Origin of the sequence: Aromatoleum petrolei (assembly GCF_017894385.1) — a bacterium.
In the GTDB taxonomy this organism is placed as follows: Bacteria; Pseudomonadota; Gammaproteobacteria; order Burkholderiales; family Rhodocyclaceae; genus Aromatoleum; species Aromatoleum petrolei.
This window is the reverse complement of the sequence record NZ_CP059560.1, coordinates 643762-658204: the sequence shown is the minus strand read 5'-3', so window position 1 is coordinate 658204 and position 14443 is coordinate 643762. Positions and strand designations below refer to the sequence as shown.

At 64.2% G+C, this 14443-nt stretch carries 16 protein-coding genes; 5 read left to right on the top strand and 11 right to left on the bottom strand.

Translation table 11 applies throughout. The features are described from left to right. Nucleotides 1–148 precede the first annotated feature (148 nt). Together ToN1_RS03035 and ToN1_RS03030 are read right to left on the bottom strand one after the other, a co-directional pair. A complete protein-coding gene (locus ToN1_RS03035) occupies nt 149–586 on the bottom strand; it encodes a hypothetical protein (RefSeq protein ID WP_018990600.1) in 438 nt (145 codons plus the stop codon). After that, entirely contained in the window at nt 586–1143 is a 558-nt protein-coding gene (locus tag ToN1_RS03030) for a nucleotidyltransferase domain-containing protein (protein ID WP_153169526.1), read from the bottom strand. The genes ToN1_RS03035 and ToN1_RS03030 overlap by 1 nt, the downstream gene beginning before the upstream one ends. A 242-nt stretch (nt 1144–1385) precedes the next feature. Between ToN1_RS03030 and ToN1_RS03025 the strand changes: the two genes are divergently transcribed. Then, nucleotides 1386–1604: a hypothetical protein gene (locus tag ToN1_RS03025; RefSeq protein ID WP_169204540.1), complete on the top strand. Its 219-nt coding sequence runs from the start codon at nt 1386–1388 to the stop codon at nt 1602–1604. Nucleotides 1605–1678: 74 nt separating this feature from the next. Here the strand turns inward: ToN1_RS03025 and ToN1_RS03020 are convergent, their stop codons facing one another. The 9 genes from ToN1_RS03020 to ToN1_RS02980 all read right to left on the bottom strand — a co-directional run bounded on the left by ToN1_RS03020 (nt 1679) and on the right by ToN1_RS02980 (nt 10270). Continuing rightward, nucleotides 1679–3265, bottom strand: coding sequence for an MFS transporter (locus ToN1_RS03020; protein WP_169204539.1), 1587 nt, complete (start codon nt 3263–3265; stop codon nt 1679–1681). A gap of 19 nt (nt 3266–3284) precedes the next feature. Next, a complete protein-coding gene (locus tag ToN1_RS03015; protein WP_169141813.1) occupies nt 3285–4337 on the bottom strand; it encodes a universal stress protein in 1053 nt (350 codons plus the stop codon). Between the two features lie 114 nt (nt 4338–4451). Beyond that, entirely contained in the window at nt 4452–5393 is a 942-nt protein-coding gene (locus ToN1_RS03010; RefSeq protein ID WP_169141814.1) for a VOC family protein, read from the bottom strand. Nucleotides 5394–5523: 130 nt separating this feature from the next. Beyond that, complete coding sequence (locus ToN1_RS03005; RefSeq protein WP_121429182.1) at nt 5524–6282, bottom strand: SDR family NAD(P)-dependent oxidoreductase; 759 nt, start codon at nt 6280–6282, stop codon at nt 5524–5526. 60 nt (nt 6283–6342) lie between these two features. Then, a complete protein-coding gene (locus ToN1_RS03000; protein WP_018990607.1) occupies nt 6343–6567 on the bottom strand; it encodes a ferredoxin in 225 nt (74 codons plus the stop codon). A gap of 147 nt (nt 6568–6714) precedes the next feature. Next, nucleotides 6715–7503 (bottom strand): IclR family transcriptional regulator, encoded by a 789-nt coding sequence (locus tag ToN1_RS02995; RefSeq protein WP_169204538.1) that lies wholly within the window; start codon nt 7501–7503, stop codon nt 6715–6717. Between the two features lie 234 nt (nt 7504–7737). Further along, nucleotides 7738–8607, bottom strand: a complete 870-nt coding sequence (locus tag ToN1_RS02990) for a cache domain-containing protein (RefSeq protein WP_211162012.1) — start codon at nt 8605–8607, stop codon at nt 7738–7740. 74 nt (nt 8608–8681) lie between these two features. Then, nucleotides 8682–9875, bottom strand: a complete 1194-nt coding sequence (locus ToN1_RS02985) for a thiolase family protein (RefSeq protein WP_210148003.1) — start codon at nt 9873–9875, stop codon at nt 8682–8684. After that, the gene (locus tag ToN1_RS02980; RefSeq protein ID WP_169141817.1) at nt 9872–10270 is read right to left on the bottom strand and encodes a Zn-ribbon domain-containing OB-fold protein; all 399 of its coding nucleotides are present in this window, start codon (nt 10268–10270) and stop codon (nt 9872–9874) included. Before ToN1_RS02980 ends, ToN1_RS02985 begins: the two co-directional genes overlap by 4 nt. Before the next feature lie 150 nt (nt 10271–10420). Between ToN1_RS02980 and ToN1_RS02975 the strand changes: the two genes are divergently transcribed. The 4 genes from ToN1_RS02975 (at nt 10421) to ToN1_RS02960 (ending at nt 14375) form a co-directional block, all read left to right on the top strand. Beyond that, on the top strand, nt 10421–11122 hold the full coding sequence (locus ToN1_RS02975; RefSeq protein ID WP_153169519.1) for an SDR family NAD(P)-dependent oxidoreductase: 702 nt from the start codon (nt 10421–10423) through the stop codon (nt 11120–11122). 96 nt (nt 11123–11218) lie between these two features. Beyond that, complete coding sequence (locus ToN1_RS02970) at nt 11219–12205, top strand: fumarylacetoacetate hydrolase family protein (protein WP_169141818.1); 987 nt, start codon at nt 11219–11221, stop codon at nt 12203–12205. Nucleotides 12206–12377: 172 nt separating this feature from the next. Further along, complete coding sequence (locus ToN1_RS02965) at nt 12378–13772, top strand: aromatic ring-hydroxylating dioxygenase subunit alpha (protein WP_153169517.1); 1395 nt, start codon at nt 12378–12380, stop codon at nt 13770–13772. A 39-nt stretch (nt 13773–13811) separates the two neighbouring features. Further along, nucleotides 13812–14375, top strand: coding sequence for an aromatic-ring-hydroxylating dioxygenase subunit beta (locus tag ToN1_RS02960; RefSeq protein WP_018990615.1), 564 nt, complete (start codon nt 13812–13814; stop codon nt 14373–14375). Nucleotides 14376–14443: the final 68 nt, after the last annotated feature.

Below are 14443 nucleotides of genomic sequence, written 5' to 3'. Positions count from 1 at the left end.
AGCTGACCCATTCATTGTCTTTTCCATGGTCAGGGAACCTCTGCATGCGCACCGCACAAGCGTGTGTCCGGCCAGGGTCTTGTCGAACGGTCGAGCGTGGAGGCTCTGACAGCGGCGCTTTGCTAAAGTAATCGCTCGCAGTAGGGCCTCACGGCGTACCGGTCAGCGTGTGTGCCACAGGCAGGTACTTGGCGAGAATGGCTAGCATGGTGGCTGCCTCAGCCTTCGATACCGGGGGGAACGGAGAAAGGTAGGAAGTGCCGTTGCGCCGCTCATGAGCCTTCGTGATGAAGGCAAACTCTTGAGGGCTCACACCCAGCGAGGACGACACCCGCTGAATGGCCAAGTTACGACCAGCATCCTTGGTCCGAACCTCGTAAAATTCCAGGACGGCCTGTACCACCTGAAAATAGCCTTCGTAGGCTAAGGTGAAGACCTGCAGATGTCGGGTGGGGTCTATCTGTTCGGCGGTGACCTTGTAGTCCGCCGCGTTACGCAAAAAGCCCGATATAGCCCCGGGTGTCGGGGCGACCGCTTCAAAGGCTTTTGTCTTGATGAGGTTTTCGTATTCGGCCGGGCGTGGCATTACAGTATCCTCAGGGTTGGGCCTTGGGCAATTTGAGCCATGATGGGGTCGGACTTCACCAGAGCAGCCCACTCAGCAGGCTCGTACAGAGAGAAATTGACGGGGCGCAGCAGAACTTGCTCGGCGAGGGTCAGGGCCTCGGATAGCTCGAGGAGCGGGGCACTCCCGATTACAATCAAGTCAATATCGCTCTGGCCGCTGTCGGTGCCCTTGGCCACAGAGCCAAATACGAACGCTGAGGTGATGTGGTCAGCAAAAGGCGCCAGGGCCTCTTTCAGCGGCTCCACAACAGCAAATGACTTGCGAGCGATGCTGAGCAACTCCGGATAGAGAATGAAGTCGGTATTCGCCCGGATACTCCGCTGCCGGCCTCGCCGGGCGTCTTCTTTTAGTACGCCGGCCTCGACCAGGCGGTCCACCTGCTTCTGAGCGCTTCCGCGCCCGCTGTCCGCCAGGCGTAGCAGTTCCTGCAGTGTGAAGCTGCGGTTAGGTTGCAACAGCGTAGCCCCCAGCACTCGTTGCAGGCCTGGAGTGAAGAGAAAGTCGGCAAGACTCATGGCGAATCCTCACTTTAGGGATGGCTGTCCCTATTATAGGGATTTATCGCAAAATCCTCAATTAAGGGATATATGTCCCCATTTAGAGGATTATACAAACGCCCTGATTCAACCACGCTAGGGATGCGGCAAAAAATCCTTGCGCTCGTTCAGGGTATTGTCTAATATTGAACACAAGCACATATAGTGTGCAAATACAAAAATCGCCCGATAGAGGCGCACCTTCGACAGGAGGAGACATCATGGCTCTCAGAACACTCGGCATCAGCGCCGTCGCGGCGGCGTTGCTGACCGCTACCGACGGTTCCTTCGTTTCGCTGCACCCCCCAGGTGTCCCCCAGGCGTGTGCTTCAGCTCCATCGTGCGATGGGACGCTGGAGAGTCACGCGTATGCGGTGTCGCATCTCTATGCGCACAAGACGATGAACGAGTTCGTCGGCATGTTGTTGATGCACCGCTAAGTGTCGAGGGGACGTCAATGCGTCCTCGGCCGCGCCGGGACGCTGCGGAAGGTCCTCGCGACCGCTTTCAGGCGTCACGCTTCCGCAATGAAGCGGCGTGTGCGCGAGTTCCCGTCCGTGGTGAGGGCCTCCAGGCGGCGCTCGATGTCGCGGTCCTGCCGAGTGACACGGTCGCGCTGGCGCAGGTAGTCGAGCCACGAGTCCACCAGGAAGCGTTCGGCAAGACAATCCGTGTGTTCGAGATCCCTATAGAGGCGCCAGGCGATCGCCCCGTTTCGTCGGCGTGAGATGCCGAGTTCGTGGGCCGCGCGCACGAACTCCTCACGCCGCTCGGCCGGCACGTGGTAAGTGATTTCGACCGCAACCGGTCCCTGCTCATGGTCGGCCGGGCTGGCAGCGGGCCCCGTTTCCTGCGTGTCGGCGACGCTGAAATCGGACTCCGATCCCATTTGCATGCGAGCTCGTCCGGTCAGCATCAGTCCGGCCGCAATCGACCCGGCAGCAATCCACAGGCTTGCCCCGACGCCCATGCGTTCGGCGATCGCGCCCCACAATACGCCGCCCGCTGCCATCGCCCCCATGATGACGAGCAGGTATACCGACGCAACGCGAGCACGTACCCAGGCTGCGGCGGAGGTCTGGATCACGGTCCCGGTGGTGGTATTGACAGCCATCCACGCCATTCCGCCGACGAAGAGCAGTGCACTCATGACAAAGAGATTGTGTACCACCGGAATCAGCGCTGTGACGGCCATGAACAACAGGCCGCCGCCGGTCACGATGCGGCGCACGGAGAAACGACGATACAGTCGGGTGACCTGTAATGCCGCGATGACTGCGCCCGCGCCGAGACTGCCGAGGAGCAGGCTGAACCCGCCCGCAGCGAGCCCGAGCTGGTCACGGGCGACGAGTGGCAGCAATGCCCAGATCGCGCTGCCTGCGGTCACGAAAGCGAAGACCAGTCGCAGCGCGAGCCGCAGCTGCGCGGAATGCTGCATGTAACGTACGCCGCTGCGGATGCCGCTCCACAGCCGCTCGGGCGGCAGGCCGGGCCGCAGATCCGTGTCGGGCAGGGCGCGCAGCAGCCCCAGTGAGATCAAGAAACCGACCGCGACCACGACGAACAGCGTCGGGACGCCCGCGAATGCGATCAGTGCCCCCGCGGCGGCCGGTCCCACGACGCGCGCGATGTTGGGTGTGACCGTGGACAGGGCGATCGCTGCCGGTATCTGCCCCTTCGGCGCGCTGTCGATGTTGGCGGCAATCCACGCCGCCATGCCGAACGCGTTGCTGCACCCGAGCGCGAAGGTGAGGCCGAGGAGCAGCCAGGCGCCGATGCCGCCAGCCAGGGCCGTGGCTGCGAGCAGGCAGGCGCATGCGAGGGAACAGGTCTGGGTGATCAGAAGGAGGCGCCTGCGGTTGACCAGATCGGCGATCACGCCGCTCGGGAGTCCGAGCAGAAAGGCCGGCAGCGCCATCGCCGTCTGGACCAAGGACACCATGAGCGGCGAATCGGGCCGCAGTTCGGTCATCATCCAGGCGGCGCCGATGTTCTGCATCCACATCGACAGGTTGACCGCGATCGCCGCGATCCACAGCGCGCGAAACGGCCGATGGAGGAGAGGTGCCCACGCACCCGTGGCATTGCGCTCGACACTCACGGGCGGGGCACCGGCGTCGTCATGACTGGCCGGGCGTGCTCATGCGGGGCAGCGTCTGGTGCAGGTTGGCAATCCGCGAATACAGGCGTCGGTAGGTCTCGCGTTCGCGATGGTTGAAGCGCGCGTCGCCGTTCGGTCCGAAGGCCGCCACGATCTCCTTCCAGTCCTGTTCCGCGAGGTGTTCGCAGGCGCCCGGGATGACCGCCCGCTCCTCGAGTGCGATATGCCTGAGCTGCCCGAGGGCGAAGGCGTCGATGGCGCTCGCGAGCGTTTCTGCGTCTGGGTCGGGAGACGCCTGATAGTGGGCGACCGCCGCGCGCAGGGCAGCAAGTTGTCGGTCGCCATCCAGGTGCTCCTGTTGCAGGTCGTCGATGACTTGGTCGAGCGAAGACGTGCGCCTCCTGAGTGCAGCGAAGAGATAGGCATCTTCCTTTGGATGGTGCAGTTTGGCCGGGAACTCGTCGAGGTAGGTGAGCATGCCGTCGAGCAGGCCGATATCCGCAGGTTTGCCGTCGCGCAGTCCGCCGGCCAGCATCCGCATGCCGTAGGACACGACCGCGATCGAGCGGTGCTCGTCCTTGATAATCGCGCAGACCTTCGTCATCGCCGGGTTCGGGTCGTTCTTTTCGACCGACGACACGAGCACCGGAATGCGGCTGCCAGCGAGCACCTTGAGCGTTTCGGAGGCGAGCATGACGCCGCCGATGCTGCGCGGCCCATGCGATGCCATGAAGATCAGGTCGCAGCCCAATTCCTTTGCCGCGGCGAGAATGGCCTCGTGCGGCCGGTTGCTCCGCCGGGTCACGCACTCGCAGTCGATGTCGCCCGCGCGCGCCGACACCTCGGCCTTCGCGAGGATCTCGCGGGCGCGCCCGCCGAAGTCGTCCTGGTACAGGCCGGGGTCGAGAAGGTGGATCAGCGCACCGTCGTCGGTCAGAGAGGCGCCGGCATCCGGGTCGGCATAGAAGAACGTGATGCGCGCCCCCACGCTGCGGGCGAACTGGACGGCCTGAGAGATCGTCTGGCTGGCGAGATGGGTACCGTCGGTCGGAACGAGGATATGGCTGTACATCGCGTGCTCCGGTGGCTGCATTCAGATGATGTCGATAGGGTGCGCGGTAGCGGCCGGCGCCGCAACCGGCGCGCGCAGTGCGGAACCCGGTCCGGCTGGTGCGCTCGCAGGCACTCAGCCCCTGGCGTGGAGAACCTCGGGGTCGAAGACCTCCGCCGGTGTGCGCACGCTAGGGCCGAGGATGGGGCCGACGATCTCATGACCCCAGGTGGAGAGCTGCTCCGGATTGAGTTCGAAGCCGTCATCGTGCCAGGGTTCGAGTTCGGTGATGCATTCGATCGCGAAGCCGGACGGCGTGAAGTGATAGAAGGACATGTGCGGGTCCTGCGAATGCTGTCCCAGCGTCATCATCATCTGTAGTCCGTTCTTCTTGACCAGATCGTAGGTTTCGCCGACGTCGCGAACCGAGCGCACGAAGAGGCCGATGTGCTGCACGCCGGCCTTGCCCGGGCCGAAACCGTAAGCGATGTCGTGGCTCGTCTTGTCGTTGAGCCTGGAGCGGAAGAACCCCGTCTTGCCCTTGCCGGCGCCCGAGCCGTACCAGTGCATGCCCATGATGCCGGTGAGGAAGTGTTCGAGTTCGGGCGTGTATTCGGGCGTGATCACGACGATGTGGCCGACGCCCCGTTCGCCGCAGACGAATCCGCCGTGCGGACGGCCCGGCACGAAGGAGCGCGGGCTCCATTTCTGGGCATAGAACAGCTCGTGCTGGTATCCGACCGGGTCACGGAAACGGATCAGCTCCTTCACGCCGCGTTTGTCGCACAGTTCTGGATCGCCGAAGCTGATCTCGACACCATGGCTGCGGAAGCGCTCGACGGCGGCGTGAAACTCCAGCTTGCCCTTGGCTTCCCAGCCGATGTAAGCGAGGCGGTCGATCTTGCCCGTATGGAATGCGAGCCGATGACGACGGTCATCGAGCTTGAAGTAGAGGGTGTCCGGATCCGCAGTCGGGGATGTCCCGATCTGAAAGCCCATGACCTTCGGGCCATATTCGCGCCAGGCATCGAGGTTCGCCGATTCGAACCCCAGGTAGCCGATACCGATGATGTCCATGCTGTCTTCCTCCTGTTTTGAGCGACCTGCGCCCGCGATTTACACCGCGCTTTGCGCAGACTTCGGACTGTGCCGCAGGGGCACGACGTCCGTTCGTTCACTGTTGGGTTACGAACTTTCGGGCTCGTGCTCAGATTGCGAGCAGACCCCCGTCGATGACGAGGTCCGAACCGGTCATGAAGGCGGCTTCGTCCGAGGCCACGTACAGGGCCAGCGACACGACTTCCTCGGGTTCCCCCGGCCGATCCTGCAGCACGCCATCGAGTAGCGCCCGGCGGGTGACGGGGTTCTCGACGAAGGCCGCGGTGCCGGGCGTCTTCACGAAGCCCGGACTGATGCTGACCGCGCGTATGCCGACCGGCGCCCCTTCGACCGCCAGCTGGCGGGTGAAGGAGACGACCGCACCCTTGGCGGCGCAGTGGGCGCTGATGCCTGCAACCTTTGAGCCGCCCCAGGCGGCGGTCGAGGCGATGTTGATGATCACGCCACCGCGCACGGCGAGATGCTTCCACGCGTATTTGGTCGTGTAGAAGATGAGGTCGATCTCGTTCCGGATCGTGTAGTGCCAGTCAGCGATCGAGAATTCCGCCACCGGTCCGAAACGCGCGGCCGATGCGTTGTTGTAGAGAACGTCGATGCGCCCGAACTGTTCCGCCGCGGACTCGACCCAGGCGCGGGCCTGTTCGTGGTCGCCGAGGTCCACCGGGGCGGAGCCGTGCAACTCGAATCCTTCGGCCTCGACCAGCCGGCGCGTTTCGGCGTGGGCGGCTGCATCCGTGTCGCAACCTACCACCACGGCGCCCTCGCGCGCGAAGCGCAAGGCTGCGACACGACCCTGACCGCCGCCGGTGCCGGTGATCAGCGCTACTTTTCCTTCAAGACGATTCATTCGGATCTCCGCGAAGTGGGCAGTTCCAGCGCTTTTCGCGCTACCAGTCCGGCGAAGAACTCAGGCGCCCGGTGCTTCGACCCGGATCGCCTCGGCGGGACAGGCGGCAGCCCCCTCGATCGCGGCCTCTTCCTGGCCGGCGGGAACGAACTCGCTGTCCAGATAGACGATGCCGTCGCCGTCCAGCTTGTACACGTCGGGGCACAGGGCCGCGCACAATCCGTAACCGCAGCAGCGGCTGCGATCGACAATAACCTTGTGAAGTTTTTCGTTCTGTTCGCTCATGGCGTGTCTCCTCATCTGCTCGGGGCCATCGAGGCCTGCGGGATGATTATGCACAGAAAACGAAAAAGTGTCACTGTTTTTGCGGGGCGTGTCGCGGGGCCGCAAAAAGGGTTGCTCAAGGACCGCCGGCAGCCCTCGCGACGACCCTCAAAACAGCAGGTTCGACAGCTTGTCTGCGAGTTTGCGCACCTCGCCCCCGAGCTTGTCCGCGTCGGCCCCGATGTACTGGCCCCGGAACATCACCGCCGATACGGCAAAGGCAATGGCACCGGCGCGGTCGCGCACGGGGGCCGCGATAGCCATGATGCCGGCGGAAAAGTAGCCGTCATCGATCGCCCACTGGTGTTCCCTGGCGAACTGCACCTGCTGGCAGTACTCGTCGAACTCCAGCGGTCGGGCCCAGCGGATCTTGTCGAATGCGGCGCGCATCGCGGTCGGGTCGAGATCCACCTCCGCCGCGAACAGTCTGCCGCTGGCGCCCATGAAGATGGGCAGGCGCTGACCGATCGCCATGTCGATGCGCAGATCGGTCGGGCTTGCCTCGGAACTCACCAGCACGATGCGGTCGTATCCCATCTGGCGCCACAGGGTGACCGTGACATGGAAGCGGGCGGCGAATTGCTGAAGCAGTGGGCGCGCGATGTCGAGCCGCTGGCCTTGTGTTACGAGGTGTCCTACGAGTTTGGCGAGCCCCAGGCCGGGCGAATAGGTCTTCGACGCGGGATCGAATGCAACCATGTCCTCGGCGGCCAGTGTGCGCAGGATGTTGAAGCAGGTACTGGGGTTGATCGACAACTGCCGGGCGATGTCCGCCGCGCGCTCCGGGGTGTCGGTCTCCGTCAGAAAACGCAGGATCCGCACCGCATTGACGACAGGCTTGACGGTGACCCCGCTTGACGACCGGCCCGCGGTTTCATCCTCTTGTGTGGTGTCCATCCCTTGTCTCCTCCGTCCGTCGTGCAGGCGTCCCGGTCGGCAAACGGGAGACGTCTTCCTCGCGTGTGCCCCAGGCGAGGCGTCCAAGGAATCAGGGTGCCCATCCGTGAGCCGGAGAATCTGCACGTAAAACGGTTTTGTGTTTGCGTATTAGAATTAAATTCTGTCCGCAGAATACTACGGCGACGACGAAAAGGCGACAGCCGGGCCGGCTTACGACAAGGGGAAATGACTTCAGGGTTTGAAGTAGCCCACCGCGACGATGTGGTCGCCGACGACTTCGAACAGCGTGTGCTTTTCCTCTGTTCTTTTCGTGACAGGGTTTTTCCACAGGTAGTCGAGTTCGCCTCGCGGTCGGTTCGCGGTCTGCTCGAGCATCTTGCGAACGATGGGCGTGCCGGCCTGGTCGTACAGGTCCCGACCGTCGGAGCCGACCAGGCGCGGCATCGTGCCGTGGGCGACGAAGCGTCCCGTTTTCCGGTCGATTACGAACACGTAGAGATCGTCCCGCACGAAGCGGCCCTCGATGCGGTTGAATTCGGCAATTGCGCTGGCAGGCGCGGCCTTCATCGCCGCAACGGCCTGTTCCAGGAAGGCCTGCGCCTGGTCCGGGGACGAGCGGCTGATGTAGTAACCGACCGCGACCACTCGTTCGCCAACCTTCTCGAAGAACGCATGCTTGCGCTGAACAGTGTTGTCGGTCCAGTTGACCCAGCGGTACTCGACTTCGCCGCGGCCATCGGCACGCGCCTTGTTCAGCATCTCCGCGAAGAAAGCCTTTCCGCTGGCGTCGCGCATCTCGGAGACCTTGCGGCCGATCAGGGTCGTGGACGAGCCCCCGCTCGTCAGCATGGTGCCGTCCATGTCGAGCACGTACACATAGAGCTCACGGTCGATGAAGTCGCCCTGCCGGCCGAATTCCGCCAGTGCCCGGTCGCCGACGGCACGAAGTCGGGCGGTGGCCTTCTCCAGCAATGCCTGCGCGCGCGTGGCGGAATCCGGTGCTGACACCGGGCTACCCGAAACCGCTTCGGCCGCGCTTGCCGGCGGCAGCCAGGTGCTCGCAAGAATGAGCAGTCCCACCACGAGTGTTCTTATCGCCATGCTCCCCTCCGAATAGTCGAAAATTGGACAGTAAATCTGATTGTGAAGGAATCCGCCTGCGACCGTGGCCGGGCTCAGTCACGGACCAGCAGCACACTGCCGCCCAGCGGTCCACCGCCTGCCGCAACCACTGAAACGTGATGGGGCGCGATCTGTCGTTCGCCCGCGCGTCCCCACAGCTGCGAGCAGGCTTCATGAACGTAGCCCAGACCGTGCGTGCGCCCACCGGAGAGCTGGCCGCCGTTGGTATTGATCGGCAACTGGCCGTCGCGGGCGATGCGGTGGCCACCTTCGACGAAGCGGCCGCTTTCGCCGCGCGGGCATAGCCCGAGTGCTTCGAGCCAGATCATCGTGAGGATCGAGAATCCATCGTAGAGCTGGGCCGAGCCGACGTCCTTGGGCTTGAGATCGGTGCGCGCCCACATCATTTCGCCGACATCGCGCGCGGCGGTCGCGGTGAGGTCGATCTGGTCCCACGACCAGGGTTGGTGCAGTGCGGCGCCGATCGCTTCGAGGCGGATTGGTGGATTTGGCCCGTCCCTGGCGACGTCGGCACGCGAAAGGATGATCGCGGTCGAGGCGTCGCAATGGACGTCGCAGTCGAGCATGCGCAGTGGAGTCGAGATCATGCGCGAGGCAAAGTAGTCATCGAGCGAGAGCGGCGTCCGGTAGATCGCCTTGGGGTTCAGCGCGGCGTTGCTGCGGCAGGTGAGGGCGATCTGGGCGAGTTGTTCGGGCGTCGTGCCGTATTCGTGAAAGTGGCGCTGGGTGTAGAGCGCCATGAGGTTGATCGCGGAGAGCACATTGAATGGCGTGTACCACTGCCAGAAGAAGCTGCTGTCGCGTCCGATCGTCTTGTTCGTCAGGGCGCTGGCATTCTTGTCGACCTTGCGGCGGCTCGCTTCCGTGATGGTGCGGAAGACCAGCACGTGGCGGCACAGGCCGGATGCGATCGCCATCGCGCCGTTGATGATGCCTGCGAGCGGTCCGGGGCCTTCGTAGCCCCCTCCGTACCAGTTGACCTGGAGGCCGAGGGTGCCGATCAGCGCGTTGGGGCCGACGGGCGAGAAGGCATCGCCATTGTTGTTGTCGCCCGGCCAGCACGCCACGCCGTCGATGTCCGCGCGCGTGAGTCCGGCGTCGGCGATGGCTTCGAGGCAAGCGTCCAGCGTGAGTCGCATGCCCGATCGGGCAACCGGGCGTCCTACCGCGGACTGGCCGACACCGGTGATGGCGACGTCTTTTTCAAAGATTCGGTCGAACATCATGCGTCCTTCTCGAAGAGGGGGAGCCACACGTCCTCGTGCTGCTCGAAGCGCACCCTGACGGGCATGTCGATATGCACCGCCTCGGCGGGAAGTCCCACGACATTCGTGACGAAGCGCAGGCCGCTCTGTTCCGCGAGTTCGACGATCGCCACCACATAAGGCTCGGTGAGGTCGGGGCGCCATGCCTGGTGATTGATCGTGTAGCTCAGGACCTTGCCCTTGCCGGAGACCGCCCGCGGTGCCACCTCGAAACTGCCGCAGTGCGGGCAGATCGGGGCGGGCGGATGAAAGAAGCGCGTGCAGTCCGCGCAATGATGTATGAGGAGGCGCCCCTGCGCGCCGCCCTGCCAGAACGGGGAGTTGTCCTCGGTGAGGAGGGGGAGTTTTCGGGTCATGGTCTGCGCGCTCTCGACGATTTGACGATCGGTCAAGCGGGATTCTACATGCACATATAGACAGAAGTGCAAAATCTGTCTAAAGTTTGTCGCAAGGACCTGCCTGCCAGCGTGCAACGACGCGGAGGCCATACAAGGAACTCTGATCCCATGAGTACTCGACTCGAAGCTAGAAGTATCGTCGTAACCGGTGGATTCGGCGCGCTTGGCCGCGCGGTGGCGCAGCGCCTCGTGGAAGACGGTGCGCACGTCACGCTTGTGGACCGTGCGGCGGCGCCCGCTGGCGGCCTGCCTGCAGGCGTCGCGGTTGTGCTCGGCGGGGTCGACCTGAGCGACGAAGCGGCCTGCGCGGCAGCCTATGCGCGCGTGCGTGTGGCTGCTGGTGGCATCGACGGCGTGGTGAATGTGGCAGGTGGCTTCGCGTGGGAGCCGATCGAAGGCGGAGCGCTCGAGACCTGGGATCGCCTGTACACGATGAATGTGCGTACCGCCGTAGCGAGTTGCCGGGCGGCTCTGCCGCATCTGCTGGCGCGCGGGGCGGGGCGCATCGTGAATGTCGGCGCACTGGCCGCGCAGAAGGCCGGAATGGGGATGGCGGCGTATGCCGCATCGAAGTCCGGCGTCGCGCGGTTGACCGAATCACTTGCCGAAGAGCTCAAGGACCGTGGCGTCACCGTGAATGCGGTGTTGCCGAGCATCATCGACACCCCCGCCAACCGCGCCGACATGCCGGACGCCGATGCCAGCCGCTGGGTGGCGCCGGACAAGCTCGCCGCGGTGATCGCTTTCCTGCTCTCGGATGACGCCTCGGCCGTCACCGGAGCCTGCGTGCCGGTGAGCGGCCGGGTGTAGCAACCGCCAGCGCCTCTTCCGTGGGGAGGGGCAGAACTCGAAGAAGAGAGGATTCGCCCGCATCGAGCGGGACGAGTCCCCGACAGGAGACAATAGATGCGACTCGTCACATATCGTGACTCTCACGGCTTTCAGCGTGCCGGCGCGCTGATCGAATCGGATTCGGCGATCGTCGACCTCGCCACGGCTTGCGAAGTCGTAAACGGCCATGGGTCCCCCACCTTCGCGAGCGTGCTCGGTTTGGTCGAGGCCGGTGAAGAGGCTCTTGCAGCGGCACGCGTCCTGGTCCGGAAAGCTCCGTCGGCGGCGGTCATCGCGCGTGAGGGCGTGAAGCTGTGCGCACCCATCCAGCCGCCGCCGCAGATGCGCGACTGCTCCTGTTTCGAGCTGCATCTGCGACAGAGCTTCGCTGCTGCGCGGCGCGCGCGCGTGGCGCACTTGCCCGACCCCGAGGAGGCGCTGCGGCAGATGAACACGCGCGCCGACGAGCGCGTCATCGAGACCTTCAATCGCCAGCCGATCTATTACAAGTGCAATCGCTTCGCGGTGATCGGTCCCGACGACGACGTCGTGTGGCCGGCGTACAGCAAGGCGATGGACTTCGAACTCGAGCTGGCCTGCTACATCGGCCGCAAGGGGAAGGACGTGCCGCGCGACAAGGCGCGCGATTACATCGTTGGCTACACGATCTTCAACGACATGAGCGCCCGCGATGCGCAGGCCCTCGAGATGCCCGGCATGCTCGGCCCGGCGAAGAGCAAGGACTTCGACACCGGTAACGTGATGGGGCCTTGCCTCGTCACTGCGGACGAGGTACCCGATCCTTACGACCTGCAGATGATCGCGCGCGTGAATGGCGAGGAATGGGGGCGTGGCACCACGCGCGACATGCGCTGGACCTTCGAGGACGTGATCGCGCACATCTCCCGCTCGGAAACGCTCTATCCGGGCGAAGTGCTGGGCTCGGGCACGGTCGGCAACGGCTGCGGACTCGAGCAGCTGCGCTATCTCAAACCGGGCGACGTCGTCGAACTCGAGATCGAGGCGATCGGCACGTTGCGCACGCGCGTGACGAAGCCGTGACGGGAAGACGCAGTCCTTCGCAATAAGGACGTTAGACGGTGGGCAACGGCTACCGAAATACAGGGTGCCGAACACCGGTGCCCGAGCAATTGAACAACCCACAAGAAGTGGCCGTCAGGCCCATCGAACGAGGATCGTCCTTACGGACGGCTTCACTCCACAGGAGATGACAATGTTGACCAAGGCAAGCTACACGTTGGCGGACGGTACGCCGCTGTCCGATCTGGTTCGCGTCCCGACGCGGGAAGTCCAGATGCGGGCCCTGTCGGATCCGGAGATCTATCAGCTGGAGATGGATCGCGTCTTCGGCAAGACCTGGCTGCTGCTCGGGCACGAATCCGAAGTGCCCAACTCGGGCGATTTCGTCGTGCGCGACATGGGGTCGGACTCGGTCATCGTCGCGCGTGCGAAGGACGGGAACATCCACGTCTCGCTTAACGTGTGTCCCCACCGCGGCATGCGCATCTCGACGGTCGACGCGGGCAATACCCAGATTCACAAGTGCATCTACCACGGGTGGGCATTCAAGCCGAGCGGCGAGTTCATCGGAGCGCCTGTCGAGAAGGAGTGCATGCACGGCAAGATGATGCCGAAGGAGGAGCTGGGCCTGCCGCAGGCGCGGGTGACGCTCTACGGCGGCATCATTTTCGCGACCTGGGACTTGGAGGGACCGTCGTTCGAAGAATTCCTCGGTGATGCGAAATGGTACTTCGACACCCTGTTCGAGCGCAGCGACAAGGGGCTCGAAGTGCTCGGCCCGCCGCAGCGTTTCATCGTGCGCGCGAACTGGAAAGCCGCGGGCGAACAGTCCGCCGCCGACGGCTACCACACGCTGACCCTGCACCGCTGGCTGGGTGAGGTCGGCAACTACTCCAAGAGTGGCGACGGCGGCAGCGCGGACCTGTCGCCCGAGATGTACGGCGTCGAGGTGAGCTCGCCGCATGGCCATGCGCTGCGCTGCATCGACCTCGGACGCAAAATCAAGAAGCTCTCCGGCCTCGATCCGGCGGAGCTGACGGTGGATCAGAAACTCGAAGCACTGCCGCCGCCGGGGATGACGCGTGAAATGTTGCCTCAGCTCAGGAAGCACCTGAGCGAAGAGCAGCTCGAAGTGATGGTGTCGATGCCGCCGCAGGTGGGCGGGATTTTCCCCAACGTGCTGTTCGCGTTCGTGTACATCCCGCAGGCCGACGGCTCCGTGCTCGGCCTCACGCTGCTGCACGCCTACGTGCCGAAGGGGCCGGATCAACTCGAGTTCGTGAACTGGGTGCTCGCTGAGAAGGATGCCCCGCAGGAGCTCAAGGACAGGATGCTGATGCAGAGCATCCAGTTGTTCGGCACCTCGGGCATGGTCGAGCAGGACGACTCCGATACCTGGCCCCACATGACCCTCGCCGCCAAGGGCGCGCGCGGGCGTCGCTCGACCCTCAAGTACCAGGCGGTGTACGAGACCGGCGCCCCTGCCGGCTGGCCCGGGCCGGGCATTGTGAATGAAGGGTTCACCAAGGACGACACCCAGTGGCACTGGTGGCTGTACTGGAACGAACTGATGAACGCCAAGGCCTGAGCCGTCCGGTCCGACCCAACACCTTCGAAGGAGCGACACATGAGCGCCGCACAACAAGTTGCCGAGAACGCCCCCGTCATCGGAAACCCGATCCCGGTCGGGGCCGAAGTCTATAATCGCATCGTCGGCTTCCTCTACCAGGAAGCGACCCTGCTCGACACGATCCGTCTCAAGGAGTGGGGCGCGACGCTTGCGCCCGACCTGGTCTACACCGTGCCTCTGCGACAGACCCGCCCGATGTCCCAGCAGGCCCAGTCGGTTATCCGCACCGTGCAGCACTACCACGACAACTACCGCTCGATCATGGGGCGCATCATGCGGCTCACCGAGACACGTAGCGCGTGGGCCGAGGATCCCCCGTCACGCACCCGCCGCATGGTCAGCAACGTGCAGGTATTCGCTACCGACAGGCCCGACGAGTTCGCGGTCGTGAGCTATCTGCTGCTGACACGCAGCCGTTTCGACTTTCCGGACATGGATGTCATCAGCGGGGAGCGCAACGATCTGCTGCGCGTCGATGGCGAGGGATTCAAGCTCGTGCGTCGCGAAGTCATTCTCGACCAGGCGGTGCTGGGCACGCCGAACCTCGCGATCTTCCTCTAGGCAACCCGGGCGCCGCCGGTCCGGTTACGGATCGGACGGTGCCCGTTCTGTCCTTCGGCACGAGGCTG